The organism is Paracidovorax sp. (assembly GCF_057642795.1).
In genome coordinates this window covers 317036-342134 of sequence record NZ_JBXYZY010000021.1, presented here as the reverse complement: position 1 = coordinate 342134, position 25099 = coordinate 317036, and the positions used below count along the sequence as shown (strand labels likewise).

General features: G+C 67.8%; 19 protein-coding genes and 1 pseudogene. 8 read left to right on the top strand and 12 right to left on the bottom strand.

Annotated features, from left to right (window positions below):
- Positions 1 to 207 precede the first annotated feature (207 nt).
- Both AC3A84_RS08450 and AC3A84_RS08445 read left to right on the top strand, forming a co-directional pair.
- A complete protein-coding gene (locus AC3A84_RS08450) occupies positions 208 to 2883 on the top strand; it encodes a penicillin-binding protein 1A (RefSeq protein ID WP_487969152.1) in 2676 nt (891 codons plus the stop codon).
- Positions 2884 to 2942: 59 nt separating this feature from the next.
- Positions 2943 to 3743: a transporter substrate-binding domain-containing protein gene (locus AC3A84_RS08445; protein WP_487969151.1), complete on the top strand. Its 801-nt coding sequence runs from the start codon at positions 2943 to 2945 to the stop codon at positions 3741 to 3743.
- Between the two features lie 123 nt (positions 3744 to 3866).
- Here AC3A84_RS08445 and AC3A84_RS08440 read toward each other — a convergent pair whose 3' ends face one another.
- The 3 genes from AC3A84_RS08440 to AC3A84_RS08430 form a co-directional block, all read right to left on the bottom strand.
- Positions 3867 to 5198, bottom strand: a complete 1332-nt coding sequence (locus AC3A84_RS08440; protein WP_487969150.1) for a leucine-rich repeat-containing protein kinase family protein — start codon at positions 5196 to 5198, stop codon at positions 3867 to 3869.
- Positions 5199 to 5287: 89 nt separating this feature from the next.
- A complete protein-coding gene (locus tag AC3A84_RS08435; protein WP_487969149.1) occupies positions 5288 to 5836 on the bottom strand; it encodes an NUDIX hydrolase in 549 nt (182 codons plus the stop codon).
- Positions 5837 to 5925: 89 nt separating this feature from the next.
- Positions 5926 to 6624, bottom strand: a complete 699-nt coding sequence (locus tag AC3A84_RS08430) for a fumarylacetoacetate hydrolase family protein (RefSeq protein WP_487969148.1) — start codon at positions 6622 to 6624, stop codon at positions 5926 to 5928.
- Between the two features lie 176 nt (positions 6625 to 6800).
- On the opposite strand from AC3A84_RS08430, the gene maiA reads away from it, so the two are divergent.
- Both maiA and pgeF read left to right on the top strand, forming a co-directional pair.
- Positions 6801 to 7469, top strand: coding sequence for a maleylacetoacetate isomerase (maiA, locus tag AC3A84_RS08425; protein ID WP_487969147.1), 669 nt, complete (start codon positions 6801 to 6803; stop codon positions 7467 to 7469).
- Positions 7466 to 8287, top strand: a pseudogene (pgeF, locus tag AC3A84_RS08420) (peptidoglycan editing factor PgeF); the annotation flags it as partial. The gene maiA and the pseudogene pgeF, both read left to right, overlap by 4 nt.
- On the opposite strand, the gene AC3A84_RS08415 reads toward pgeF, so the two are convergent.
- Positions 8183 to 8548, bottom strand: a complete 366-nt coding sequence (locus AC3A84_RS08415; protein WP_487969146.1) for a hypothetical protein — start codon at positions 8546 to 8548, stop codon at positions 8183 to 8185. The pseudogene pgeF and the gene AC3A84_RS08415 overlap by 105 nt on opposite strands.
- Before the next feature lie 177 nt (positions 8549 to 8725).
- On the opposite strand from AC3A84_RS08415, the gene phaC reads away from it, so the two are divergent.
- The 3 genes from phaC (at position 8726) to phbB (ending at position 12760) form a co-directional block, all read left to right on the top strand.
- Positions 8726 to 10435 (top strand): class I poly(R)-hydroxyalkanoic acid synthase, encoded by a 1710-nt coding sequence (gene phaC / locus AC3A84_RS08410; RefSeq protein WP_487969145.1) that lies wholly within the window; start codon positions 8726 to 8728, stop codon positions 10433 to 10435.
- Between the two features lie 172 nt (positions 10436 to 10607).
- Positions 10608 to 11786, top strand: coding sequence for an acetyl-CoA C-acetyltransferase (locus AC3A84_RS08405; RefSeq protein WP_487969144.1), 1179 nt, complete (start codon positions 10608 to 10610; stop codon positions 11784 to 11786).
- 236 nt (positions 11787 to 12022) lie between these two features.
- Positions 12023 to 12760 carry an acetoacetyl-CoA reductase gene (gene phbB, locus AC3A84_RS08400; protein WP_487969143.1) on the top strand — a complete coding sequence of 246 codons (738 nt, stop codon included), beginning with the start codon at positions 12023 to 12025 and terminating at the stop codon, positions 12758 to 12760.
- A 523-nt stretch (positions 12761 to 13283) separates the two neighbouring features.
- Here the strand turns inward: phbB and abc-f are convergent.
- From abc-f to dapC, 6 genes are all read right to left on the bottom strand, one after another.
- Positions 13284 to 15338 (bottom strand): ribosomal protection-like ABC-F family protein, encoded by a 2055-nt coding sequence (abc-f, locus tag AC3A84_RS08395; protein ID WP_487969142.1) that lies wholly within the window; start codon positions 15336 to 15338, stop codon positions 13284 to 13286.
- Positions 15339 to 15575: 237 nt separating this feature from the next.
- Entirely contained in the window at positions 15576 to 16508 is a 933-nt protein-coding gene (gene prmB / locus AC3A84_RS08390; protein WP_487969141.1) for a 50S ribosomal protein L3 N(5)-glutamine methyltransferase, read from the bottom strand.
- Positions 16505 to 17680 (bottom strand): succinyl-diaminopimelate desuccinylase, encoded by a 1176-nt coding sequence (gene dapE, locus AC3A84_RS08385; protein WP_487969140.1) that lies wholly within the window; start codon positions 17678 to 17680, stop codon positions 16505 to 16507. The genes prmB and dapE overlap by 4 nt, the downstream gene beginning before the upstream one ends.
- 105 nt (positions 17681 to 17785) lie before the next feature.
- Complete coding sequence (locus AC3A84_RS08380) at positions 17786 to 18943, bottom strand: PilT/PilU family type 4a pilus ATPase (RefSeq protein WP_487969139.1); 1158 nt, start codon at positions 18941 to 18943, stop codon at positions 17786 to 17788.
- 67 nt (positions 18944 to 19010) lie between these two features.
- Positions 19011 to 19835, bottom strand: coding sequence for a 2,3,4,5-tetrahydropyridine-2,6-dicarboxylate N-succinyltransferase (gene dapD, locus AC3A84_RS08375; RefSeq protein WP_487969138.1), 825 nt, complete (start codon positions 19833 to 19835; stop codon positions 19011 to 19013).
- Positions 19836 to 19920: 85 nt separating this feature from the next.
- Positions 19921 to 21123, bottom strand: a complete 1203-nt coding sequence (dapC, locus tag AC3A84_RS08370) for a succinyldiaminopimelate transaminase (RefSeq protein WP_487969137.1) — start codon at positions 21121 to 21123, stop codon at positions 19921 to 19923.
- Positions 21124 to 21378: 255 nt separating this feature from the next.
- Between dapC and AC3A84_RS08365 the strand changes: the two genes are divergently transcribed.
- Complete coding sequence (locus AC3A84_RS08365) at positions 21379 to 22884, top strand: methyl-accepting chemotaxis protein (RefSeq protein ID WP_487969136.1); 1506 nt, start codon at positions 21379 to 21381, stop codon at positions 22882 to 22884.
- A gap of 38 nt (positions 22885 to 22922) precedes the next feature.
- Here AC3A84_RS08365 and rsxB read toward each other — a convergent pair whose 3' ends face one another.
- Together rsxB and AC3A84_RS08355 are read right to left on the bottom strand one after the other, a co-directional pair.
- Positions 22923 to 23618, bottom strand: a complete 696-nt coding sequence (gene rsxB / locus AC3A84_RS08360) for an electron transport complex subunit RsxB (protein ID WP_487969135.1) — start codon at positions 23616 to 23618, stop codon at positions 22923 to 22925.
- A complete protein-coding gene (locus AC3A84_RS08355; RefSeq protein WP_487969134.1) occupies positions 23615 to 24991 on the bottom strand; it encodes a polyhydroxyalkanoate depolymerase in 1377 nt (458 codons plus the stop codon). The genes rsxB and AC3A84_RS08355 overlap by 4 nt, the downstream gene beginning before the upstream one ends.
- Positions 24992 to 25099: the final 108 nt, after the last annotated feature.

Below are 25099 nucleotides of genomic sequence, written 5' to 3'. Positions count from 1 at the left end.
GATTGGCGTTATAAATGCGCACTTTGGCTTCGGGCGGTGCCGCATGGCGCCGCTGCCAGGCCGCTGTCGTCCATGCTGCCGGCTCCGTTGCCGCGCCGTGTGTCTTCCGGAATGGCCGTTGCGGGCCACCACCGCAGATTGCTTCTGAATTGATAGCTTCCAGCGCGCGTCCCCTGGGCGCCTGCGGCACTTTTTCCTTGTATCTTCATGTCGATTCCTGATGTTCTCCGCGGGCGCTGGGTCGCGCTGCGGCCGGCCCTGGCGCGTCTTCCGCTGTGGCCCCAGCGCCTCTTGTCCTGGCGCAGCCTGGTGTGGCTGGTGGTGGGCCTCTTCCTGGCGCTCTTCCTCTACGCGCTGGCCCTGGTGCCCTTCACCCCCGGCATCAGCGACCTGCGCAAGGCCAAGGCCGACCAGCCGGCTCAGCTCATGTCGGCCGACGGCAAGCTGCTGGCCGAATACAAATGGGTCAACCGCGAGTGGGTGCCGCTTTCGGACATCGCCCAGCCGGTGGTCGATGCGCTGATCGCCACCGAAGACCACCGCTTCTACAGCCACTTCGGGCTGGACTGGCGGCGCACCGCGTCGGCCCTGGTGCAGACGCTGGGCGGCGACAAGCAGGGCGGCTCCACCATCACGCAGCAGCTGGCGCGCAACCTGTTCCCCGAGGACATCGGCCGTGCCCCCACGCTGACCCGCAAGATCAAGGAAGCCATCACCGCGCTGAAGATCGAGGCCGTGTATTCCAAGGACGAGATCCTGGAAACCTACCTGAACACCGTGCCCTTCCTCTACAACGCCTACGGCATCGAGATGGCGGCGCGCACGTATTTCGATAAATCGGCCGACAAGCTCACGGTGCTGGAAAGTGCCACGCTGATCGGCATGCTCAAGGGCACGACCTACTACAACCCCGTGCTCAACCCCGAGCGCGCCCAGGCCCGCCGCAACACCGTGCTGGGCCAGATGCTCAAGCACGGCAAGCTCACCCAGGCGGAGTTCGACAACCTCTCGCGCCGTCCGCTGCGCATCCGCTTCGAGCGCCAGCCCGAGGTGGGCGGCCTCGCGCCCCACCTGGCGCAGCAGTTGCGCAAGCAGCTTATCGACTGGGCCGACCAGAGTGGCTACAGCCTCTATGCCGACGGCTTGGTGATCCGCACCACCATCGACAGCCGCCTGCAGACCCTGGCCAACCAGGCCGTGGCCCGCCAGGGCAAGGCCTTGCAGGGTGTGGCCGACAGCGCCTGGTCGCCCCGCGTGTGGAACGCGAAGAACCCGCTGGTGCAGCAGCTGGTGGCCGAATCGCCGCAGTACGCCGCCGCCGTCGCCAAGGGCTCCACACCGGCGGATGCCGAAAAGGCGCTGCTGGCCGATGCCGACTTCCTGCGCGCCCTGCGCCAGCAGAAGACGCGCGTGCAGGCCGGCTTCCTGGCCATGGACCCGCGCAGCGGTGAAGTGCGCGCCTGGGTGGGCAGCCGCGACTTCGCCACCGACCCCTTCGACCATGTGCAGGCGGCACGCCGCCAGCCCGGCTCTACCTTCAAGCCCTTCGTCTATGGGGCGGCTTTCGCCAGCGGCATGCAGCCCACCGACGCTTTCATGGATGCGCCGGTGCAGATCCCGCTGGGCGGCGGCAAGTTCTGGAGTCCCACGGACGAAGGAGCCCCTACCGGCGAGCCCATGACCCTGGCCGACGGCCTGGCCTATTCCAAGAACATCATCACCGCCCAGGTGATGCAGAAAGTGGGACCCGCCCGGGTGGCGCAACTGGCGCGCGACATGGGCGTGCGCGAATCCAAGCTGGACGTGGTGCCTTCGCTGGCGCTGGGCACCAGCCCCGTCACGCTCAAGGAAATGGTGGCTTCCTACGGCACCATCGCCAGCGCGGGCCTCTACCGCGCGCCCATCGTCGTCACCCGCATCGAGGACAAGAACGGCAAGGTGCTGGAAGACTTCGCACCCGCCACGCCCGAGAAGGTGGCCGACCTCGGCCCCATGCAGCAGCTGCGTAACGCCATGCGCGGCGTGGTGGACAAGGGCACGGGCGTGGCCATCCGCAGCCGCTACGGCATCACCGCCGACGTGGCGGGCAAGACCGGCACCACGCAGGACAACACCGACGGCTGGTTCATCCTGATGCAGCCGCAGCTGGTGGCCGGCGCCTGGGTGGGCTTCAACGACGGGCGCATCACCCTGCGCAGCGACTACTGGGGCCAGGGCGCCCACAGCGCGCTGCCCATGGTGGGCGAAGTGTTCCAGCAGGCGCTGCGCAGCAAGATCATCGACGGGCGCGAACGCTTCGTGGACGAACAGGAAACCCACTGGGCGCGCGACGCCATCAGCAGCGTGCGCGACTGGGTCTATGACCTCTTCGGCCGCCAGATCGGCTCCGCACCGGCCGTGCCGGGCGGCAATGCCCCGCCGCCTGCCGTGGCGCCCAGCCCGGCCGCATCGTCACCGCAGCCCGATGAGGCGCCCGAGATCATCGAGGCCCCGCTCACCCCGCTGCAGAACGCCACGCCGTGGACGACCGAGAGTGCTGACCCATCGCCCGCTGCGCCTGCGGTGCAGCCGCCGCCAACGCAGCCGCAACAGCCGGCGCAGCAAGGCGAGGTCGTCCCTTCCTGGGCGACCACGCCGGCGCGTGACCCCGCCACGGGTCAGCCCACGCAGCCTGCGCGCCAGCCAGCGCAGCCTGCGCGCCAGCCAGCGCAGCCGCCGCAATCCCAGCAGACGCCTTCGCAGCCCGGTGCGGGCGCGGTCGTTGCGACGCCCATACAGCGCGGCGTGGTGGTTCCCTCGCCAGGGGGCACCGGAAGTGCACCGTTTTTTGTGGAAACCCAGCCGACTTCCGGCCAGCCGCAGGGCGCGGCCGGCAGCCGCTGACCGGTTCGCGCCTATATTCCCTCTCTTGCTCACCCACTGCCAAAAAGAGAGGATTTCTCATGTCGCTGCCGACTCGCCGTTCCGTCTGGATGGGCTCGTTCCTCGCCGCCGCCGCGCTCGCCTGCGCCGCGCTGCTGCCCGCCACCGCCACCGCCGGCCCCCGCCTGGACCGGGTCATGGAGACCAAGGTGCTGCGCGTGGGTACGCCCGGCGACTACCGGCCCTTCGCCATCAAGACCGATGCGGGCTATGCCGGCCATGACATCGACCTGATCGAGCAGATGGCCCGCGAGCTGGGCGTGAAGGTGCAGTACGTGCCCACCAGCTGGCCGCGCCTGATGCAGGACCTCCAGGCCGACCAGTTCGACGTGGCCGTGGGCGGCATCACGCGCAACGTGGCCCGCATCCGCCAGGCCGAGATGCTCCCGGGCTATGCGCCCTTCGGCAAGGTGGCGCTGGTGCGCGCGGCCGACCAGGGCAAGTTCCGCAGCGTGGCCGACCTGAACCAGCCCGGCGTGCGCGTCATCAAGAACCCGGGCGGCACCAACGAGGCTTTCGTGCTGCAGAACCTCAAGGCCGCGCAGGTCGCCACGCACGAAAAGAACGCCGAGATTCCCGCATTGATCGCAGAAGGCCAGGGCGACGTGATGATCACGGAGACCTACGAGGCGCTGCACTACGCCAAGGCCGACCCGCGCCTGGCCGCGATCTTCATCGACGCGCCGCTCACGCCCACCAACACGCTGGGCTTCCTGATGCCCAAGGACGATGCGGACTACACCCGGGTGATGCAGTTCGTCTGGGGTCTGATGGACAGCCGCGGCGCCGTGAAGCAGGCGGCGGACAAGTGGCTCAAGTAGCAGCAGCACGCGCGGGCTCGACGCCGCGAAGCTGAGGCGGTTTTTCGCCACGAGGCGGCCGCTCGGCGCGCAGCACGAGCACCCCTCCCGCGCGGTGCCCAACGATCTGTGGTGGCCGTCGCGTCAGCCAGCTGCGATCCACTGCGCCATCTGGGCCGCCAGCGCAGCGGCATCCGGGCGCGTGCCGGGCTGGTTGCTCAGGCAGGCCTGGGCCAGCGCGGGCGCATCGCCGCCTGGCAGCGGGCCATCGGCGTGTTCGCACAGTTCGGCCAGCAGCACGCCGAAGGCACGCACGTCCATGCGGCGCAGCGCATCGCCCAGCGGGCCGGGCGGTGCGAAGGCTGCGGCGCCGAAGTCGCCCAGCAGGCCGAAGGCCTGGCCGGGTGCGGCATCCGGGCGCCACAGCAGGTTGTGGGCGTAGAGGTCGCCATGCACCAGGCCGCTGGCGTGCAGGTGCGCGAGCGCCGATGCCACATCCGCCGCGATGGACAGGGCCACGCTGGCCGGCAGGCGCAGCCCTGCGGGATAGACGTCGCGGGTACAGCTCTCGAAGCTGGGCGGGCCGGCCAGCGTGCGGTAGGCCGGGGCGATGCGTTCCATGACCAGGCCCTGGGCGCCCTCCGGGTGGCCTTCGAGCCGGCCCAGCACGGGAATCAGCCGGGGGTGGCGCCCGGCGGCGAGGCTGGCGGCCATCTCGGTGAGCGGCCAGCCGTCGCTGGTCACTTCGCCCTTGAAGAGCTTGACGGCCACGTCCTGCGCGCCGGGGCCGGTGCCCAGCGTGCCGGCCAGGATGCGGCCCGACGCGCCTTCGCCGAGCAGCGCGCCCAGCTGCAGGCCGGCCCAGTCCACAGCGCCCTGGCTCTGGCCGCCGCGTGCGCGTGCCTCGACGGCTTCGTTGAAGGCGTTGCCGCCGATGGCCAGCCACGAGAGGTGCGGCAACTCGGCCAGCCAGCCGGGCAGTGCGTTCAGCCGGTTGGCGGCGATGCGCAGCAGTTCCAGCGCGTGGCACTGGCGCAGCGTGTCGGGCAGGGCCGTGAGCTGGTTGCCGGCCAGCATCAGCTTCTGCAGGCGGGGGCGTTCGCCCAGCGCGTCGGGCAGCTCGGTGACGGCGTTATCGGTCAGGATCAGCCAGCGCAGCCGCTCGGGCAGCGCCCGGGCCGGCACGTGGGCGATGCGGTTGGCCTTGAAGCCGACCATCTCCAGCTGCGGGCAGGCGCCCAGGGCGGAGGGCAGTTCGGTGAAACGGTTGGACGAGGCGAAGAACACCTTCAGGCGATGCAGCCGGTGCAGGTCGTCCGGCAAGGACGAGAGGCGGTTGCCGGAGAGGTCGAGCACCTCCAGCGTGTCGGCCAGGTCGAACACCTCGCGCGGGAAGTGCTCCAGGTCGGCGGCGATGCGCAGCGTGCGCGCACCGGCCAGCTCGCCACGGCGCAGGCGTTGCAGATCGTCGGTCATGGGGAAAGGGAAAGCGGTGGGGAAGGGGGGCGGCGCCGTCGCCGGCGTGGAAAGCGGCGGTCCGGGCCAGGCCGGACCGCGGGGGCGCGTCAGTCGATATCGACGCAGTGCATGCCGAAGGCGCCGGCGTGGCGGTCGGCGAAGTACTTCTCCAGCGTCACCCGCACGGTGCGGAAGGCGATCTCGTCCCAGGGGATCTCGTCTTCGGTGAAGAGCCGCGCCTCGATGGTCTCGAAGCCGGGGTCGAAGACGTCGCTCTGCAGGGTGGCGAGGTAGAAGAAATGCACCTGCCCCACGCGCGGCACGTTCAGCACCGAAAAGAGCGGCCCCATCTGGATCTGCGCGCCGGCTTCCTCGTCGGTCTCGCGTGCGGCGCCTTCGGCCGTGGTTTCGTCCAGCTCCATGAAGCCGGCCGGGAGGGTCCACTTGCCCTTGCGCGGCTCGATGTTGCGCAGGCACAGCAGCACGCGGTTGCCCAGCACCGGCACGGTGCCCACTACGTTGAGCGGGTTCTCGTAGTGCACCGTGCCGCAGGCCGGGCAGACGGCGCGCACCTTGGTGTCGCCGTCGTCGGGCACGCGATAGACCACGGCGGTTCCGCACTCGCGGCAATGCTTGATGGGGCGGCGGAGGGTCATGCGTGAGGGAGGTGGAAGTCCAGAAAATGGCTTTAGCCCTTGCCGATCAAGGGCATGCAGCTATGGTTTTTATAGTATCCGGGCGCGCTTCAGGCCACGGTGAGGCGCAGCGTGCCCAGGCCGTCGATGCCGCCTTCGAGCGTGTCGCCCCGCACCACGGGGCCCACGCCTTCGGGCGTACCGGTGAAGATCAGGTCGCCGGGCTGCAGCTCCCAGGCGGCCGACAAATGCTCGATGGTCTCGGCGATGTTCCAGATCAGCTGCGTGACGGTGCTGCGCTGCCGGTCGGTGCCGTTGACCTGCAGCCAGATGGCGGCGTTGGCCACGTCACCCGCCTGCGCGGCCGGGGTGATGGGGCCGATGGGCGCGCTCGCGTCGAAGCCCTTGCCGATGCTCCAGGGGCGGCCCTGCTTCTTCATCTCGTTTTGCAGGTCGCGGCGGGTCATGTCCAGCCCAACGGCGTAGCCCCAGATATGGCCGAGCGCGTCGACCGCCTTGATGTTCTTGCCGCCTTTGCCGAGGGCGACCACCAGTTCGATCTCGTGGTGCAGGTTGGCCGTGAGGCTGGGGTAGGGCAGGGTGCCCGTCTCGCCCGCGTCCACCGGCAGAACGGCGTCGGCAGGCTTGAGGAAGAAGAAGGGGGGCTCACGGCCCGTAAAGCCCATCTCCTTGGCGTGTTCTTCGTAGTTGCGGCCCACGCAATAGATGCGGTGGACGGGGAACCGGCTCTCGGAACCCAGGACGGGAACGCTGGCCTGGGCTGGCGCGGGAATCACGTAGCTGCTCATGGAGATGTCTGCCTTTTCTGTTGTGCGAGCGGCCATCGGCCGAGCCTGGCCCGAAGCGCCCTCGCAGGGAGGGCTGCCAGCCGCTCTTGGTGCTTTGTTTGCGCGTTGCAGTGTGCCATGGCCCGCAGCGCTTCGCAGGCTCGGCGGCCACTGCCGCCCGCTATGCTTGCCGAACCATGAAGCTCTTTACCTACTTCCGCTCCTCGGCGTCGTACCGCGTGCGCATCGCGCTGCAGTGCAAGGGCCTGCCCTTCGACTATGTGCCGGTCCACCTCGTGCGGGCGGAACACCAGGCGCCGGCCTATGCCGCCCGGGTGGGCGACGCCCTGGTGCCGGCGCTGGAGACGGACGCGGGCGACATGCTCACCCAGTCGCTGGCCATCATCGAATACCTGGACGAGACGCACCCCGAGCCTCCGCTGCTGCCCGCTGATGCCCTGGGACGCGCCCGGGTGCGCGCGCTGGCGCAGATGATCGCCTGCGAGATCCACCCGCTGAACAATCTGCGCGTGCTGCGCCACCTCACGCAGGAGTTGCAGCAGAGCGAAGCCGGCAAGAACGCCTGGTACCACCACTGGACGCGCAGCGGCCTGGAGGCCTTCGAACGCCAGCTGGCCCTGCTGGCCCAGGACCGCGCCACGGCCGGCCTGCCGCCTTCGCGCCTGTGCTGGGGCGATGCGCCCACGCTGGCCGATTGCTGTCTGGTGCCGCAGATCTTCAACGCCCAGCGCTTCAAGGTATCGCTCGACGGCCTGCCGCTGACTCTCGCGGCCTTCGAGGCCGCCAGCGAACTCCCTGCATTCCAGCGCGCCCATCCCTCGGCCTGCCCGGATGGCGAAGCATGAGCGGCAAGTCTGCGATCCCGCCCGGCTGGTTGAGCCCCGACTGGCCCGCTCCGGCGAATGTCCGCGCCGTCTGCACCACCCGCGAGGGCGGCGTGAGCGCGGCGCCCTACGCCTCACTCAACCTGGGTGACCATGTGGGCGACCGCGCTGCCGACGTGCAGGCCAACCGGGCCGCGCTGCGCTCGGCGATCGGCGCCCGGCCCGTTTTCCTGCAGCAGGTGCATGGCTGCGACGTGCTGAGCCTTTCGCCCGGCACCCGTGACGGCAGCGTGGCCGACGCCTGCGAGACCCAGGCCCCGGGCATCGCCTGCACCATCATGGTGGCGGACTGCCTGCCGGTGTTGTTCACCGACCGCAGCGGTTCCTGGGTGGCCGCCGCCCATGCGGGCTGGCGTGGGCTGGCCGGCGAAGGAGGCCAGGGGGTACTGGAAGCGGTTTTGAAGTCCTTTCAGGCCTCTGCGCGCCACGAATCAGGGCAGACTGCTATCAAAAGTGAAGCGAACGAGCTGCTGGCGTGGCTGGGGCCCTGCATCGGTCCGCAGGTTTTCGAAGTGGGGGCGGAGGTGCGCGAGGCTTTCTGCGCGACCGATGGCGGCGCTGCCGCGCACTTCAAGCCGCAGGGATCGGCCGGCAAATACCTGGCCGACCTGCCGGGTCTGGCGAGGCGGCGGCTCCAGGCCCTGGGCGTGATGCATGTCAGCGGCAACGACGGCTCAGCCGCCTGGTGTACCGTTTCCGACCCGGCGCGGTTCTTCTCGCACCGGCGCGACACCGCCCGCCTGGGCGGCAGCGGGCGCTTCGCCGCCTGCGTCTGGCTGGAGGGGGCCGCTGAACGGAGCTGACGCCACGTCTGCGCGGGCTCGTTGCGCGGCAGCCTCTGCCTCCTGCGCCATCTGCCGGGCCCGCAATGCTCTTTTGCGGGCCGGCGTGCCCAGGATGTAGCCCACGATGCCCATGGGTAGCACGCCATACAGCACGAAGGTGATGGCCGCACCCAACAGGGTGCCGTTGGAAGCACTGGCTTCGCCGACTGCCATCATCAGGGTTACGTAGAGCCAACCGATCAGCACGAGATACATGGAATGCAAAGCTCCTAGTCGATGTGGACAATCATCGGTGCAGTCGTGCGAGACTGGAGACATCGCGTGAAAAAAGCACGGCCGTTGTGCGGGATGCTGACCAAAGACAACAATGGCCCTCAGAATACGAGGCATGGTTTCGATAGCTGAAATGCAATCGCATAGGAGACAAGCACTATGGATTCCGACGCACAGTGGGCTGAGGGCGCGCGCCAGTTTCAGCGTCTTTTCGGAGACAGCTGGGCGCAGGCGCTGAAGTCTATGCAGCCCGTGGACCTGGGCGCTCTCTCCACCGCCACCCAGCCCCACGCTCCGGTGCGCTTCGTGCCCGAGAAGCTGGCGGCGCTGCAGCAGCAGTACATTGAGGAGGCCCGCGCCCTCTGGAGTGCCGGCCTGCACAAGCCCGCCCCGGTAGCCGACCGGCGCTTCGCCAGCGAGGCCTGGGTACAGAACCCGCTCTCCAGCTTCTCCGCTGCCGCCTACCTGCTCAATGCCCGCACCCTGATGGGCCTGGCCGACGCGGTGGAGGGCGACGAGAAGGCCCGTGCGCGCATCCGCTTCGGTGTGGAGCAGTGGATGGCCGCCATGGCGCCCAGCAACTTTCTGGCATTCAATGCCGAGGCGCAGAAGAAGGCCATCGACACGCAGGGCGAGAGCATCGCCAAGGGCATCGCCAACATGCTGCACGACCTGCGCCAGGGCCATGTCTCGATGACCGACGAGAGCCTCTTCGAGGTCGGTCGCAACGTGGCCACCACCGAAGGCGCCGTGGTGTTCGAGAACGCGTTCTTCCAGCTCATCGAATACAAGCCGCTCACGGCCAAGGTGTACGAACGGCCGTTTTTGATGGTGCCGCCCTGCATCAACAAGTACTACATCCTCGACCTGCAGCCCGAGAATTCGCTGATCCGCCATGCCGTGGCCGAAGGGCATCGCACCTTCGTGGTCAGCTGGCGCAACCCCGATGAATCCATGGCCCAGGCCACCTGGGACGACTACATCGAGCAGGCCGTCATCACCGCCATCCACAAGGTGCAGGACATCAGTGGCGCCGACCAGATCAACGCCCTGGGCTTCTGCGTGGGCGGCACCATGCTCTCGAACGCGCTGGCGGTGCTGGCCGCGCGGGGCGAGGATGCGGTGGCCAGCGCCACCTTCCTCACCACGCTGATCGACTTCAACGACACCGGCATCCTCGACGTCTTCATCGACGAGGCCTTCGTGCATTTCCGCGAGATGCAGATGGGCCAGGGCGGGCTCATGAAGGGGCAGGACCTCGCCTCCACCTTCAGCTTCCTGCGGCCGAACGACCTGGTGTGGAACTACGTGGTGGGCAACTACCTCAAGGGCGAGACCCCGCCGCCGTTCGACCTGCTCTACTGGAACAGCGACGCCACCAACCTGCCCGGCCCTTACTACGCCTGGTACCTGCGCAACTTCTACCTTGAAAACAATCTGGTGAAGCCGGGCAAGCTCACCGTGTGCGGCGAGCAGATCGACATGAACCTCGTCGATCTGCCCGTTTATATCTACGGCTCGCGCGAGGACCACATCGTGCCCATCGGCGCGGCCTACGCCTCCACCCAGGTGCTGCCCGGCCCCAAGCGTTTCGTGATGGGCGCCTCCGGCCACATCGCCGGGGTGATCAACCCGCCCGCCAAGAAGAAGCGCAGCCACTGGACCCGCGATGACGGCAAGCTGCCAGCCAGCCTGGACGACTGGCTGGCCGGCGCCAACGAGCACCCGGGCAGCTGGTGGAGCGACTGGTCCGCCTGGCTGCGGGGCCATGCCGGCCGCCAGATCGCCGCACCCAAGGCCTATGGCCGGGGCGCTCGCTTCAAGGCCATCGAGCCCGCGCCTGGCCGTTATGTCCAGCAAAAGGCCTGATCGTCCGCGTATGCGCGTGCAGGGCCCTTTGGCATTCCACCCGCGGGCCGATCGCACGGAAGGCTGCCGCCACCGTGCGGCATCCAGCGCACCGAAGGCGGCCGTCGCGGTTCACAGCGCATTCCCCGCCTTGCATTTCCGCCAACCACAGACCCACCCATAGAGGATCGCCATGGAAGACATCGTCATCGTTTCCGCTGTTCGCACGCCTGTCGGCAAGTTCGGCGGCACGCTCGCCAAGACCCCGGCCACCGAACTGGGTGCCATCGTCATCAAGGAGGCGCTCGCCCGCGCCAAGGTACCGCTGGACCAGGTCAGCGAAGTCATCATGGGCCAGGTGCTGACGGCCGGCGTCGGCCAGAACCCTGCCCGCCAGGCCATGATGAAGGCCTGCGTAGCCAAGGAAACGCCAGCGCTCACCATCAACGCCGTGTGTGGCTCAGGCCTGAAGGCGGTGATGCTGGGGGCCCAGGCCATCGCCACGGGCGATGCCGAGATCGTGGTGGCCGGCGGCCAGGAAAGCATGAGCCTTTCGCCTCATGTGCTCAACGGTTCTCGCGAAGGCCAGCGCATGGGCGACTGGAAGATGGTGGACACCATGATCGTGGACGGCCTCTGGGACGTCTACAACCAGTACCACATGGGCATCACCGCCGAGAACGTGGCCAAGGAACACGGCATCACCCGTGAGCAGCAGGATGCCCTGGCCCTTGCCAGCCAGCAGAAGGCCGCCGCAGCGCAGGACGCCGGCCGCTTCAAGGACGAGATCGTCCCCGTCACGCTGCCGCAGAAGAAGGGCGACCCCATCGTCTTCGCCGCCGACGAATACCTGAACCGCAAGACCAGCGCCGAAGCCCTGGCTGGCCTGCGTCCGGCCTTCGACAAGGCCGGCTCGGTCACGGCGGGCAACGCGTCTGGTCTGAACGACGGCGCCGCCGCCGTGGTGCTGATGAGCGCCAAGAAGGCTGCCGAGCTGGGCCTCAAGCCCCTGGCGCGCATCGCCGGTTTCGGCACCAGCGGCCTGGACCCGGCCACCATGGGCATGGGCCCGGTGCCGGCCTCGCGCAAGGCGCTCAAGCGCGCCGGCTGGGACGCCAAGGACGTGGACCTGTTCGAGCTGAACGAGGCCTTCGCGGCCCAGGCCTGCGCGGTCAACAAGGAACTGGGCATTGACCCGGCCAAGGTGAACGTCAACGGCGGTGCCATCGCCATCGGACATCCCATCGGCGCCTCCGGCTGCCGCGTGCTCGTCACGCTGCTGCACGAAATGCAGCGCCGCGACGCCAAGAAGGGCCTGGCCGCACTGTGCATCGGCGGCGGCATGGGCGTGTCGTTGGCCGTCGAACGCTGAAGGGCCCACGGGGGCCGGGGCAAGTGCTGCCGACTGGCCTCCCTGCATGCCGCCGGTGCCCGAACCACCGGGTCTTTCCGGGGGGCGCAAAGGTGCGATTTCAGGCTGCACGGAGATGGTCCGCCGACATCGCACGCGTTGCGTTGGATGCATCGCTTGGTGTTTTCCTAGGCGGAACGGCGCTTTTTCCCGGGTTAGAGTGAGAATGAATTTCAATAGATCGAAGGGGATATCGAATGAGTCAGAAAATCGCATACGTGACCGGCGGCATGGGTGGCATCGGGACGGCCATCTGCCAGCGCCTGCACAGGGAAGGCTTCAAGGTCATCGCAGGCTGCGGCCCCACGCGTGACCACGCCAAGTGGCTGGCCGAACAGAAGGAACTGGGCTACACCTTCTACGCCTCGGTGGGCAACGTGGGTGACTGGGATTCCACGGTCGCCGCGTTCTCTGCCACCAAGGCCGAACACGGCAGCATCGACGTGTTGGTGAACAACGCCGGCATCACGCGCGACCGCATGTTCGTGAAAATGTCCCGCGAAGACTGGGACGCCGTGATCGATACCAACCTCAACAGCATGTTCAACGTGACCAAGCAGGTCGTGGGCGACATGGTCGAAAAGGGCTGGGGCCGGATCATCAACATCAGCAGCGTGAACGGCGCCAAGGGCCAGGCCGGCCAGACCAACTATTCAGCCGCCAAGGCCGGCATGCATGGCTTTTCGATGGCCCTGGCGCAGGAGTTGGCGACCAAGGGCGTGACGGTGAACACCGTGAGCCCCGGCTACATTGGCACGGACATGGTCCGCGCCATTCGCCCCGACGTGCTGGAAAAGATCGTGGCCACCGTGCCCGTCAAGCGTCTGGGCGAGCCCAGCGAGATCGCGTCGATCATCGCCTGGCTGGCCTCGGAAGAGGGCGGCTACGCCACCGGCGCCGACTTTTCGGTCAACGGCGGCCTGCACATGGGCTGATAGCGTGAACTGCTCCGGCTCCGAACTCTCGCAGCAGGGCGGGAGCGGGGTGTCGGTGGAAAGCAAAAAGCCCCGCTTGGCGGGGCTTTTTTTTGGCGGGCCGTGGGCTGAGGAGTCTCAGGCGGACCGGCATGGGGCAAGAAAAAACCCCGCCTGCGGAAGCGAGGTTTCGGTGAAGGGGGGAGAGGCTGAAGAGGGGGCGCCATGCGCGTGCCGGGGAACTGTATGGGGCTTGACGGATTCAAGCCGGTTCCGGGGGCGGCGGGCGCCGCCGCTCACAGGCGGGCCGGTGCGCGCTTGCGGTCGCGTTCGTCTTCGGGCCAGGCGGACAGGATGGTGGTGTTCATGCTGAAAAACTCCTTGATGGACCTTCAACGCACCGGCTTGGGGTGGCGTTGACAGGTTCATGCAAGAATTTGCAGCACGTGTCCTTCAAGTTGGTGCAGGGCTGTTTTGCTATCAATTGAGTAGCTTCACACCATGGTGGATCCACGGATTGGCCCTGAAAAACCATCCATTCAGATCAGCTTTCGCCGGCGGTGGATTGCAGCGCTTCGATCTGGCCTGAAACATCCAGCCACTTTTCTTCGAGCGTTTCGGTTTCGTCCGTGCAGGCCTTCAGGCGTCGGCCGCCTTCGGCGATGTCAGACGGTGGCAGGGGCTGACTTAGGCGTTCTTCGAGGGCCGCCTTCTCCTGGGAGAGCTCCGCCAGGCGCAGGTCGATGCGTTCGAGCTCGCGCTTGAGGGGCCGGGTTTTTTCCGCCAGCTGCTGGCGGGCCTGGGCCCCCAGCTTGCGCTGCTCGCGCGAGTCGCCTTGCACCATTTTGGGGATGGGTAAGGCCGGGGCCGGGGCGGCGGCGGGAGCTGCCACCGCAGCAGGCGCAGCGGCCGATGTGGCTGCGGCCTGGGCAGCGCCGCGCGCGGCCTCGGCTTCGGCCGACTTGGCCACTTCGCGCAGGCGCTTGGCCTCGTCGAGCAGGTAGCGCTGGTAGTCGTCCAGGTCGCCGTCGAAGGGGCCGACCACGCCGCGGCCGACCAGCCAGAACTCGTCGCACACCGAACGCAGCAGCGCCCGGTCGTGGCTGACCAGCATCAGCGTGCCCTCGAATTCGTTGAGCGCCATGGCCAGCGCCTCGCGGGTGGCGAGGTCCAGGTGGTTGGTGGGCTCGTCCAGCAGCAGCAGGTTGGGGCGCTGCCAGACCATCATGGCCAGCACCAGCCGGGCCTTTTCGCCGCCGCTCATGGTGCCCACGGCCTGCTTGACCATGTCGCCGGAGAAGTTGAAGGTGCCCAGGTAGCTGCGCAGGTCCTGCTCGCGCGAGGGCTGCTTGGCGTCGGCGCCCATTTCCTTGGCCAGGCGGATCATGTGCTCCAGCGGCGTGTCCTGCGGGCGCAGCACGTCCAGCTCCTGCTGGGCGAAGTAGCCGATGCGCAGGCCCTTGCCTTCGATGACCTGGCCGGCCAGCGGCTTCATGTCGTGCGCCACGGTCTTCACGAAGGTGGACTTGCCCTGGCCGTTGGCGCCCAGGATGCCGATGCGCTGGCCGGCCATCACCGACTTGCTCACGCCGGTGAGGATGATCTTCGGCGGCGCGGTCTCGTCTTCGGAGGTATAGCCGAACGAGGCGTTGTCGATGGACATCATCGGGTTGGGGATGTGGCCCGGTTCCTTGAACTCGAAGGTGAATTCGGCCTCGGCCAGCAGCGGCGCCACCTTTTCCATGCGCTCCAGCGCTTTGACGCGGCTCTGCGCCTGCTTGGCCTTGCTGGCCTTGGCCTTGAAGCGGTCGATGAACTTTTGCAGGTGGGCGATCTTGTCCTGCTGCTTGGAGAAGGCGGCCTGCTGCTGTTCCATCTGCAGTGCGCGCATTTCCTCGAACTTGCTGTAGTTGGCGCCGTAGCGGTTGAGCTTGGCGTGTTCGATGTGCAGCGTGACGTCGGTCACGGCGTCGAGGAATTCGCGGTCGTGGCTGATGACGATCATCGTGCCCGCGTAGCCCTTGAGCCAGGATTCCAGCCAGACCAGTGCGTCCAGGTCCAAGTGGTTGGTGGGTTCGTCGAGCAGCAGCAGGTCACTGGGGCACATCAGCGCGCGCGCCAGCTGCAGGCGCATGCGCCAGCCGCCGGAGAAGCTGTCCACGGGGCTGTCGAGCTCGCTGGACTTGAAGCCCAAGCCCAGGATCAGCGCCTGCGCACGCGCCGTGGCGTCGTAGTCGCCTGCGTCGGCCAGGTCGGTGTAGGCGTGGGCGATGGCCATGCCGTCGTCGGCGGCTTCGGCGGCGGCCAGCTGGGCGCGCAGCTCGGTCAGGCGGGTGTCGCCGGCCAGCACGAAGTCCGTGGCGCTCTCCGAGGTCTCGGGCATGTTCTGCGCGACCTGGGCCATGCGCCATTGCGGGGGAATGAAGAAGTCGCCGCCATCTTCGTGGAGCGTGCGGTTGAAGAGCGCGAATAGCGTGGACTTGCCCGCGCCGTTGCGGCCGACCAGGCCGACCTTCTCGCCGGGGTTGATGGTGGCCGAGACGTTGTCGAGCAGGACCTTGGCGCTGCGGCGCAGGGTGACGTTCTTGAGTGTGATCATGGAAAAAGCTTTGCAGGGCATCCATCGATGCCGAAGTCGCCCGGGCAGGGCCGGGCGGCTGGATTCAAAAAAAGAGCAGGCGGGCACGCCGGCCCCGGTCGGGGTGCGGGCATGCAGGAAGTGGGTGGCCCGGTGCTGGGGCCGCGCCCGCTCAGGCGATGGCCAGCAGCCGGCACCACTCGTCGCGGGCCTGGGGCGCGCTGCGGGTGGGGCGAGTGGTGGCTGCTGCGGTGGCCATCATGGCCGCGTGCCGTGACCTTGCGACGGCAGCTGCGCCAGCAGTGCATCGCGGGTGATGAGCAGTACCTGGTCGTCGCCGGCGCTGGTGTCGAGCCAGAAGACCGGCAGCTGGGGGAAGGCTGCCTCGAAATAGGCGCGCTCATTGCCGATCTCCAGCACCATCACGCCGTGCTCGCTCATGCGCGCCGGGGCGTCGGCCAGCAGGCGGCGCACGAAGTCCATGCCGTCGGTGCCGCCGGCCAGGGCCAGTTCGGGCTCGGCACGGTATTCGGCCGGCAGTGCGGCCATGCTGGCGGCATTGACGTAGGGCGGGTTGCAGAGGATCAGGTCCCACGGGCCGGGCAGGGCGGCGAGGCCGTCCGACGTCTGCAGCGCGATGCGCTCCTGCAGGCCGTGCCGGTCCACGTTGATGCGGGCCACGGCCAGGGCGTCAGGCGAGATGTCGGCGCCGGTCACCACCACGTCGGGGTAGGCCATGGCGGCGAGCACGGCCAGGCTGCCGTTGCCGGTGCAGAGATCGAGCACCCGGCGGGTGTTCTCGCTCAGGAAGTCGTCGATGCTGCCGTCGGCCAGCAGCTCGGCGATGAAGCTGCGCGGCACGATGGCGCGCTCATCCACGTAGAAGGGCACGCCCTGCAGCCAGGCTTCGCGCGTCAGGTAGGCGGCGGGCTTGCGGGTGGCGATGCGCTCATCGAAGAGCGCGGCGACCCGGGCCTGGTCGTCTGCGGCGACCGGCAGGGCGGCCTGCGAATCCGGGCCGTCGTCCAGCGGGGTGTCCAGCGGCAGGCCCAGGCGCCAGAGCACCAGCCAGGCGGCCTCGTCGTGGGCATTGGTCGTGCCGTGGCCGAAGGCGACGCCGGCTTCCGTCAGCCGCTGGCTGCCCGAGGCGACCAGTTCGCCGAGGGTTGCGCCCTGTACCTGCGCGCTCATGCCGCGGCCTTTGCGTTCAGCTGCTCCAGCGTGCGGCGGTAGATGTTCTTGAGCGGCTCGATGTCGGCCACCACGATGTGCTCGTCGATCTTGTGGATGGTGGCGTTGGGCGGCCCCACCTCGATCACCTGCGGGCAGATCTGGGCGATGAAGCGGCCGTCGCTGGTGCCGCCGGTGGTGGAGAGCTCGGTTGTGAGGCCGGTCTCGTCGGCGATGGCGGCCTGCACGGCGTCCAGCAGCTCGCCGGGCTGGGTCAGGAAGGGCTCGCCGCCCAGCGTCCAGACCAGGTCGTATTCCAAGCCGTGGCGGTCCAGCAGGGCATGCACGCGCTGCTTGAGGCTGGCAGCCGTCGATTCGGTACTGAAGCGGAAGTTGAAGTCGATGACCACGGTACCGGGAATGACATTCGTCGCACCCGTGCCGCCGTGGATGTTGCTCATCTGCCAGCTGGTGGGCGGAAAGTAGGCATTCCCCTGGTCCCACACCGTAGCGGCCAGTTCCGCCAAAGCGGGCACGGCCTGGTGGATGGGGTTGCGTGCCAGCTGCGGGTAGGCGATGTGGCCCTGGATGCCGCGCACCGTCAGCCGGCCGCTGAGCGTGCCGCGGCGGCCGTTCTTGACCATGTCGCCAGTCTGGTGAACGGAGGTGGGTTCGCCCACGATGCACCAGTCCAGCACCTCGCCGCGGGCCTTGAGCTGCTCGACCACGACCTTGGTGCCGTCCACGGAGGGCCCCTCCTCGTCGCTGGTCAACAAGAAGGCGATGGCGATGCGCGGATCGGGCGTGGCGGCCAGGAACTCTTCCACCGCGACCACGAAGGCGGCGATGGAGGTCTTCATGTCGCTGGCGCCTCGGCCGTAGAGCCGGCCGTTGCGGTGCGTGGGAGTGAAGGGTGCGCTGCTCCACTGCTCCAGCGGGCCGGTGGGCACCACGTCGGTATGGCCGGCGAATACTATGGTTTTGATAGCATCCTGCCCTTGAAAATCCTGGGCTGCAGGTCGTTTTGCCCACAGGTTGCTGACGTGGAATTCGTCGGGGCCGCTGTCCAGGCGCTCCAGAGCGAACCCCAGCCGCGCCAGGCGCTCGGCCAGCAGATCGAGGCAGCCGGCATCTTCGGGCGTGACGGAGGGGCGGGCGATGAGCTGTTCGGCCAGGTGCAGGGTTCGGGTCATGGAATCGGGGGAAGGGGAAAGCGTCGGCAGGTGCCCGGCGCGGGGCCGGGCTGGCGTGCAGTATTGGAGGCTGTGTCGGGGTGGGAGGCCGGGGGGCGGAGCAGCTCAGCGGGGTTTGACGTCGAGCACGATCTCGGTGAAGGAAGGCTGGTCGTCTTCGGGCGCAGGCACCTCGGGATGGGCCCGGGCCTTGCTGCCCAAGCTGAGATCGTTCTGCAGGCGCCACATCAGGTTGGTCGGCGAATCGGCGTTGAGCATGCCTTCCTTGCGGTCGATGCGCTTCGTGAGGATCAGGTGCGCGAGCGATTCCTCGAAGGTCTGGGAGCCTTCGGCCATGGACTTTTCCATCGCTTCGCGGATGCCGGAAAAATCGCCGCTCTCGATCATCTCGGAGATCAGCTTGGTGTTCATCATCACCTCGGCTGCGGGCAGGCGGTTGCCATCAGGCGTGCGCACCAGGCGCTGCGAAACGATGGCGTTGAGCGCCGAGGCGAGGTCGCCCAGCATGGTGTCGCGCACCTCGACCGGGTAGAACGACAGGATGCGGTTGAGTGCGTGGTAGCTGTTGTTGCCGTGCAGCGTGGCCAGGCACAGGTGACCGGACTGTGCATAGGCGATGGCGGCGGACATGGTTTCCCTGTCACGTATCTCGCCGATCAGGATCACGTCGGGGGCCTGACGCAGCGCGTTCTTCAGGGCGGTCTGCAGCGAATCGGTGTCGCTGCCGATCTCGCGCTGGTTGACGATGGATTTCTTGTTCCTGAACTGGTATTCGACCGGGTCTTCGACAGTCAGGATGTGGCCCGTGCTCTGGGCATTGCGGCTGTCGAGCATGGCCGCCAGCGTGGTGCTCTTGCCCGAGCCCGTCGCGCCCACCACGAGAATGAGGCCGCGCTTTTGCAGGATCAGCTCACCCAGCACGGGCGGCAGGTTCAGCGTGGAGAGCTCGGGAATGAACTGCGCGATGAAACGGATCACCACCGCATAGCTGCCGCGCTGGCGCATGGCGCTCACGCGGAAGCGTCCCACGCCGGTCAGCGGCACGCCCATGTTCAGCTCGCCGGTCTCCTGCAGCTCCTCGATGCGCTTGGGTGGAACGATCTCGGACAACAGCTGCAGTGGCGCATCGGGCGACAGGATCTGGCTGTTGATCGGCATGCATTCGCCGTTGAGTCGGATCAACGCCGGTGCATTGGCCGACAGATAGACGTCTGACGCCTTCTTCTCGGCCATCAGCCGCAGAATCCGTTCCATCGTGCTCATGGTGCTGCTTCTTTACGTCGCAAGAGGCGGGGTCCGGCCGAAAGAGGCGCGCCGTGACCCCTGTGGATCAATCGCGGAGCAGGTCGTTCAGGCTGGTGGTGGAACGGGTCTTGGCGTCCACCTTCTTGACGATGATGGCGGCATACATGCTGTAGCGGCCACCGTCCTTGGGCAGGTTGCCGCTCACCACCACGGAGCCGGCGGGCACTCGGCCGAAAGTGGTCTCGCCCGTGGCGCGGTCGTAGATGGGGGTGCTCTGGCCGATGTAGACGCCCATCGAGATCACGGAGTTCTCCTCGACGATCACGCCTTCGACGATCTCGGAGCGCGCACCGATGAAGCAGTTGTCTTCGATGATGGTCGGGTTGGCCTGCAGGGGTTCCAGCACGCCGCCCAGGCCCACGCCGCCCGAGAGGTGGACGTTCTTGCCCACTTGCGCGCAGGAGCCGACGGTGGCCCAGGTGTCGACCATGGTGCCTTCGTCCACGTAGGCGCCGATGTTCACGTAGCTGGGCATCAGGATCGCGCCGCGCGCGATGTAGCTGCCGCGGCGGGCCACTGCCGGGGGCACCACGCGCACGCCGGTGGCGGCCATTTCGTCAGCCGAGAGGTGGGCGAACTTGGTGGGCACCTTGTCGAAGAAGCCGAGATCGCCGGCCTTCATGAGTTCGTTGTCCTTCAGGCGGAAAGACAGCAGCACGGCCTTCTTGATCCACTGATGCACCGTCCACTGGCCCACGCCTTCGCGGGTGGCCACGCGCAGCTTGCCGTTGTTCAGCTCGGCGATGACGTGCTCGACGGCATCGACCACTTCCTTGGGCGCCGAGGACGGGGAGAGGCTGGCGCGGTTGTCCCAGGCGTTGTCGATCAGGGTCTGCAGTTGTTGTGTCATGGCAGGAAGGAAAGAAGGAAAAGGAAGGGAGAGGAAAGACAGCGGGATGGTGCGTAGGGGCGAGGGTCGGCGCCTCAGGCGCCCCTCACGTCCGTGAGCGGATGAATTGCACGATGCGCAGCGCGGCCTCGACGCATTCTTCGGCGTTGGCCACCAGGGCCATGCGCAGCCGCTGCGCGCCAGGGTTGCTGCCGCCCGCCTCGCGGGCCAGATAGCTGCCCGGCAGCACGGTGACATTGTATTGAGCCAGCAGCTCGCGGGCGAAGTCGGCATCGGTCATGCCCAGCGCGTCGGGCACCTTGGCCCACAGGTAGAAGCCTGCGTCGGGCAGCTTGACGTCCATGACGCCCGCCAGCAGCGGGGTGACCTGCGCGAACTTCTTGCGGTAGAGCGCCCGGTTTTCCACCACGTGCTCCTCGTCGTTCCAGGCCGCCACGCTCGCCCCCTGCACGGCCGGACCCATGGCGCTGCCGTGGTAGGTGCGGTAGAGCAGGAAGGCCTGGATGAGCGCCGCGTCGCCCGCGACGAAGCCGCTGCGCAGGCCAGGCACGTTGCTGCGCTTGGACAAGCTGGTGAACGACACCAGTCGGCGGAAGTCGGTCCGTCCCAGCTTGGCGGCGGCTTCGAGGCCACCCAGCGGCGGTTCGCCCTGGAAGTAGATCTCGCTGTAACACTCGTCCGAGGCGATGACGAAGCCGTAGCGGTCGCTCAACTCGAAGAGCTTGCGCCATTCGTCCAGCGGCATCACCGCGCCCGTGGGGTTGCCCGGCGAGCAGACGAAGAGCAGCTGTGTCTTGTTCCAGATCTCTTCGGGCACGGCGTCCCAGTCCACCGCGAAATTGCGGGCGGGGTCGCTGGGCGCATAGTAGGGCTGGGCGCCCGACAGCAGGGCCGCGCCTTCGTAGATCTGATAGAACGGGTTGGGGCAGACCACGGTGGCGCCGGCGCGCGTCGGGTCGATCACGGTCTGCGCGAAGGCAAACAGCGCCTCGCGCGAGCCGTTCACCGGCAGCACGTGCGCGGAGGCATCCACCGTGACGCCGTACCGGCGCTGCAACCACGCGGCGCAGGCGTTGCGCAGGCGAGGCTCCCCGGCGGTGGCAGGGTAGCTCGCCAGGCCGTCCAGGCTGGCCGTCAGTGCCTCCTTGATGAATTCCGGGGTCGGGTGGCGGGGCTCGCCCATGCCAAGGCTGATCGGGCTATGGGTGCTGGGCAGGCTAACGCCTGAGAACAGCTGACGCAGCCGCTCGAACGGATACGGCTGCAATTCGGAAAGCAGTGGATTCATGGAGCGCGATTATGGTCCAGGGCCTGCCGCGGTCAGCGGCAGTGACGCAGCAGCCGCTGTGGGCGCGGCAGTCACCTTCCCATTTGACGAAATTGCGAAAAGCCTGACTTTCCCGATGTTCTGCCGCAGCGGCAACCGTTAGATTGGCTGGCATCCGGCGGTGCCCGGAGGGAAGCCCAACAAGATGGACACGAAAATAATGACCCGCACGCTGGTGCAGGAGCTGAGAGCCATGGAAATCCAAGGGAGTAGCAGATGTCCGAGTTTTTCTTGATCCGCCCGGCCACGGGGCTGCTGCGGCGCTGCAGTCTGTCCGCGAAGGTGACATTGCTGCCCTTGCTGGCGGTGCTGGCGCTGGCGGCGGTCGCCGCATTGCAAGGCCGCGGCGCTGGCGCCGTTGGCCTGACGGCGGCGGTGGGCGCCATCGCCGTGGCCTATGCGGCCTGGGCGCTTCATGCCAGCCTGTCCACCGATCTGGACCACCTGTTGCGGCTGGCCGAGCGCACGGCGCAAGGTGACCTGTGTGCGCGTTCAGGCATGCAGGGGCGGGACGAACTGGCCCAGCTGGGCGTGCAGCTCGACCGTATGGTTTTGACACTTTCTGCCATGGTGGCCGACATCCGCAGCAACGCGGCGCTGGTCTCTCATGCCGGCGAAAGTCTCGCGGCCGACAGCCGCGAACTGGCCGACCGCACCGAGCAGCAGGCTGCGAACCTGGAGCAGACGGCCGCCAGCGTGGAGCAGCTGTCGTCGGCCGTGAACACCAACGCCCAGACGGCCGTCAGTGCCGATGGCCGTGCGGCCAGCGTGCGGCAAGCGGCCGACGCGGGGGTCGCGGCGATGGAGGAGGCGGTGGCCTCCGTGCAGGCCATCCAGCAGGGCGCGCGCCGCATGAACGAGATCATCGGCGTGATCGACGGTATCGCGTTCCAGACCAACATCCTCGCGCTGAACGCCGCCGTGGAGGCCGCCCGCGCTGGCGAGCAGGGGCGGGGCTTCGCTGTGGTGGCGTCCGAAGTGCGCAGCCTGGCGGGCCGCTCTGCCGCGGCAGCGCGCGAGATTCGCGTGCTGATCGGCGACTCCGTTCGTCAGGTGGAGTCCAGCGCGGGCCTGATCCGCGGTGCTGGTGAGGGCATTGCGGGCGTGGCCGGCGGCATCCGTGCGGTGGCGTCGAGCGTGACGGAGATTTCCCAGTCCGGCGCCCAGCAGAGCAACGGCCTGCGGGAGATCAGCGCAGCGGTGCAGCAGCTCGACCAGATCACGCAGCGCAACGCCCAGATGGTGGGCGTCGCCGTGCAGCAGGCCGAGTCGCTGCAGGAGCGGGCTGCCACGCTGACTCAGGCGGTACAGGCTTTTCGCCTGCAGCAGGGCACGGCCGAAGAAGCCATGGCGCTGGTTGCACGGGCCGTTGCTGCGCGGCGCGGCACCACGGCCGAAGGCTTCCTGCGCACCCTGACCGACCCGGCCCAGCCATTCCACGACCGGGATATGTATGTTTTCATGCTCGACGCCAGTGGGGCCTATCGCGCTTTCGCCGGCAACCCTTCCAAGGTGGGCACGAGGGTGCAGGACATTGCGGGCATTGACGGTGAGGGCCTGATCCACGCCATAGGCCAGCAGTGCGCGCGTGGACCTGGCTGGGTGGAATACGGCATCACCAACCCGGCCACCGGCCGGGTGCAGACCAAGATGTCGTTCGTGCAGCTGATGGATGACGCCTATTTGGGCTGCGGCATCTACAAATCGCTGGCGGCGCGTTGACGACGCATTGTGCGACCGAGACGGGCTTGCCTGTAGCCTCAGCGCCCGGTCGGTGGCGAGCGCCGCTCGCGGGCCCGGGCGAGTGCAGCGGCGATGGCGGCCTGGCGCGACTGGGCGGCGTCCGCTGGGCCAGCTTGCGCCTCTTCGTTGGTCGTCGGCGCTGTGCCCTGGGCAGAAGCCGTTGCCGTGCTGCTGACGACATCGTCGCGTTGCAGCCGTGACTTGCGCGCCTTATAGCGTTCTCTCGCATGCGTGGCCTGCCCGGCGGACCAGCCGCTCCACCCGGTGCGCGAGCCGCTCGCGTTCACCAGCTGGATGCAGTCCACCGGGCAGACGGGGATGCACAGCTCGCAGCCCGTGCAGTGCGGGGCCATCACGGTGTGCATGCGCTTGTTGGCGCCGATGATCGCGTCGGTCGGGCAGGCGTCCAGGCACAGCGTGCAGCCGATGCACCAGGCCTCGTCGATGACGGCGAGGTTCCGGGGGCCTTCCAGGCCATGCGCAGGGTTCAGCGGCAGCAGCGGACGGCCGGTCAGCTGCGCGAGCCGTCTCACGCCTTCGGTGCCTCCAGGCGGGCACTGGTCGATGCCGGCGCGCCCTTCGGCCACGGCCAGCGCGTAGGCGGCGCAGTCAGGTTCGCCGCAGCGCGTGCACTGGGTCTGGGGCAGTGCGGCGTCGATCAGGGCGGCCAGCCGCGCCACTGCGGTGCCGGCGGCCGCAGCCGGGGCCGTCAAGCCTTGCGCGGCGCGGTGCGCCGAGGGGCACGTTTGGCCGGTGCAGCCGCAGCGGGCTTGACGGCGGGTGCGGCGTCTTCGTCGGCCGCGTGAGGTGCCGGCTCGTGATCGGGCTCGTGCGCGAGGATGAAGCTGCGCACCTGCGGATAGACCAGATCTCGCCAGCGGCGGCCACTGAAGATGCCGTAATGGCCTGCGCCCTTGACCTCGTAATGCTGGCGGTCGTCGTTGCTGATGCCGGTGCAGAGGTCGTGCGCGGCGCGGGTCTGGCCCGAGCCGGAGATGTCGTCCAGCTCACCTTCGATGGTGAGCAGGGCCGTGCTGGTGATGTCCTGCGGCTGCACGCGTTCCAGCGTGCCGTCGGGGGCATGGACGTCCCAGGTGCCATGAACCAGGCTGTAGTCCTGGAACACCGTCTTGATGGTTTCGAGGTAGTAGTCCGCGTCCATGTCGAGCACGGCGTTGTACTCGTCATAGAACTTGCGGTGGACTTCGGCGCTGGCGTCGTCGCCCCGGAGCAGGTCCTTGAAGTAGTCCCAATGGCTCTTGGCATGCCGGTCGGGGTTCATGGCAACGAAGCCGGTGTGCTGCAGGAAGCCCGGATACACGCGGCGGCCGGCGCCGGGGAAGTTGTCGGGCACGCGGTAGATCACGTTGTTCTCGAACCACTCGAAGCTGCGCTGCGTGGCGAGGTTGTTCACCGCGGTGGGCGATTTGCGCGCATCGATCGGGCCGCCCATCATCACCATGGACAGCGGCGTGGTCTCGCCCCGGCTCGCCATGAGCGAGACGGCCGCCAGCACCGGCACGGTAGGCTGGCAGACGCTCATCACGTGGCAGTTGCCGTGCAGCTCCTGCAGGTGGCGGATGAAGTCCTGCACGTAGTTGATGTAGTCGTCCAGGTGGAAGGAGCCGTCCGCCAGGGGCACCAGGCGGGCGTTCTTCCAGTCGGTCACATAGACCTTGTGGCCCTGCAGCAGGGTGCGGACGGTGTCGCGCAAGAGCGTCGCGTAGTGGCCGGACAGCGGCGCCACCACCAGCACGACGGGCTGCGCCTTGATCTTGGTGAGCGTGTCCACGTCGTCGGAAAAGCGCTTGAACCGGCGCAGTTCGCAAAACGGCTTGCTGAGCACCACGCGCTCGTCGATGGCGACGGACTTGCCGTCCACTTCCACCGAGCGGATGTTGAATTCGGGCTTCTCGTAATCCTTGCCCAGGCGGTAGAGGAGGTCGTAGCCCGCCGAAAGTCGTTGCGCGTACACCGTCTGGCTGAAGGGCGACAGCGGATTGCTGTAGAACTTGGACGCGGTCTGCGCCATTTCAGCGAAGGGCTCCATCAGGGAGCGCTGGGTTTCGTACAGGTTGTACAGCATGTGGGGCACCCTCGGGTCTATGTTGCAGTGCAATATAGCAGCAGAGCCGGGCTTTCGTATGGCGTGCAACTACGGAGGGCGCGTCACCTTGGCGACACACTTGCAAGG